Source organism: Nocardioides hungaricus (assembly GCF_054782915.1).
On the sequence record NZ_BAAGRO010000060.1, the window covers coordinates 1 to 2,467 of the forward strand.

Below are 2,467 nucleotides of genomic sequence, written 5' to 3' on the forward strand. Positions count from 1 at the left end.
CAACCTCGGCGGCCACAAGCCTGTCCTCCCCGGCCGGATATGACCCACGGATCAGTCAGGAGAGCCCGTTTTTCGTTGTCGTGCGTACCCAGTGCACCCCAAAGTCGTCGGGCTGCCGGAAGTCCAGATGTCGCCTGCCATGAGCATGGGACCGGTCTGAGCGGTTTTCTGCCAGGTTCATGGGACCACGTGGGTTGTCAGTCATGGGACCACCCGGCGCGTCTGGCCGGTGGGTCCTCGGATCGCTCGTTGACTGCCCGCGTCATGACCGTGGACGCGGAGGTCGTCGAGGGTGGGATTCAGGGAGGTCAGCGTGGTTGAAGTGCGTGAGGTGCTGCGCGCGTGGCTCGAGGGGCACGGGCTGCGGAAGGTCGGCGAGCGGGCGGGGGTGGACCGCAAGACCGCCCGCCGGTACGTCGAGGCTGCGCAGGCCGCTGGCCTGACTCGCGACGCCGGGGCCGGGGCGGTGAGCGACGAGCTGGTGGGTGCGGTGGTGGAGGCGGTCCGGCCAGCGCGGCCGAACGGGCACGGCGCCTCGTGGGAGCTGCTGCTCGCCCATGAGGAGCAGATCACCGCCTGGGTGAAGGGCGGGCAGGGACAGGACCCGTTGTCGATCGTGAAGATCGAGGAGCTGCTGGCCCGGCAGGGCGTGAAGGTGCCCTATCGGACGCTGCACCGGTTCGCGGCCGAGCGGTGCGGGTTCGGTGCCAAGAGCACCACAGTCCGGGTAGTCGACGGGGAGCCGGGGGTGGAGTGCCAGGTCGACTTCGGCCACCTCGGCTACCTGGTCGACCCGGAGACCGGACGGCGCCGCAAGGTGCACGCTCTGATCTTCACCGCCGTGCTGAGCCGGCACATGTTCGTGTGGTTGACCTACTCCCAGACCCTGACCGCGGTGATCGCGGGCTGTGAGGCCGCGTGGGGCTTCTTCGGCGGCTGCTTCAAGGTGCTGATCCCGGACAACCTCAAGCCGGTGGTGATCGAGGCGGACGCGGTCAATCCGCGGCTGAGCGTGGGCTGGCTGGACTACGCCCAGCACGTCGGGGTTCGGCACCGACCCCGCGCGGGTCCGCAAGCCTCAGGACAAGCCGCGGGTGGAGCGGGTGGTGCAGTACGTGCGCGGCAACTTCTGGGCCGGGGAGACCTTCGCCGCCTGGCCGACGCGCAGGCCAGGGCCGAGGCATGGTGTGCCGAGCGGGCCGGGATGCGGATCCACGGCACCACCCAGCGGCGGCCGGCCGAGGCCTTCGCCGAGCTCGAAGCCTTGTGTCTGCTGCCGGTGGTCGAGCCCTACGCCCGGCCGACCTTCACTCGGGTGAAGGTGCACCGCGACTTCCACGTCGAGGTCGCCAAGGCGTTGTACTCGGTGCCCGAGCCGTACCTGGGCCGGCACCTGGACGCCCGCGCGAACAGCGAGCTGGTCAAGCTCTACTCCGGCGGCAAGCTCGTGAAGACCCATCCTCGACAGCCGGCTGGTGGCCGGTCCACCGATCGTGAGGACCTGCCCGAGCACAAGACCGGGTACGCGCTACGCGACCTGTCCCGGCTGATCGGGGTCTGCGCCGGCCACGGGGAGAACGTCGGGATCTACGCCGAGCGGCTGCTCGACGACCCGCTGCCGTGGACCCGGATGCGCTCGGTGTACCGGCTGCTCGGCCTGGTCCGCCGCTACGGACCCGACCCGGTCGACGCCGCCTGTGGGCGGTCCCTGGACCTAGAGGTGGTGTCGGTGTCGAAGATCGCCGCGATGCTGGAGAAGGCCACCGAACGCACCCAGCCGGTACTGCCCGCCGCGGCCAGCACCGGCCACAACACTCACGGCGGCCGGTTCGCCCGCGACCCCGGCGAGTACACCCGACCCGGCAGCGTCCAGCTCACCCTCATCCCCGGCGGCGCCACCGAGCCCGCCCCCAGCAACGAGGAGACCCACCGATGACAACCACCGCTACCGCCACCGGGCCGACCGACCCCCTCGGCGCCGACCTGATCAAGACGCTCAAGGCGCTCAAGCTCGGGCAGATGAGCCAGACCCTGCCCGAGCGGCTCGCGCTGGCTCGGCAGCAGAAGATGAGCCACGCCGGGTTCCTCGAGCTCGTCCTGGCCGACGAGATCGCCCGCCGGGAGTCCCGCTCGGCGATGCTGCGGGCCCGCGCCGCCGGGCTCGAACCCGTGATGCGGCTCGACGCCTGGGACGAGCTCGATGACCTGACCTATGACCGGGAACTGCTCGCAGACCTATCCACCCTGCGATTCACCGAGGCCGGCAACGGCATGCTCATCCTGGGCCCGGTCGGGGTCGGCAAAACCCACCTCGCGTCCGCCCTCGGCCACATCTGTCCGACCAGGTTCTCCACGATGCCCTTGGACTCCGGGTCGGCGCCGTGGCAGAAGTCGGGCCGAAACCGGTAGTGGGTCGCGAACCGGACGTAGTCGGGTGCGGGGACCACGACGTTCGCGACCACGCCGC

At 70.4% G+C, this 2,467-nt stretch carries 1 protein-coding gene and 1 pseudogene; both read left to right on the forward strand.

Annotated features, from left to right (window positions below; all coding sequences use genetic code 11):
- Positions 1–313: 313 nt before the first annotated feature.
- Positions 314–1,936, forward strand: a complete 1,623-nt coding sequence (locus tag ACYVKX_RS21025) for a Mu transposase domain-containing protein (RefSeq protein ID WP_460835645.1) — start codon at positions 314–316, stop codon at positions 1,934–1,936.
- Positions 1,933–2,319: pseudogene (locus tag ACYVKX_RS21030) on the forward strand (ATP-binding protein); the annotation flags it as partial. The gene ACYVKX_RS21025 and the pseudogene ACYVKX_RS21030, both read left to right, overlap by 4 nt.
- Between the last annotated feature and the right edge of the window lie 148 nt (positions 2,320–2,467).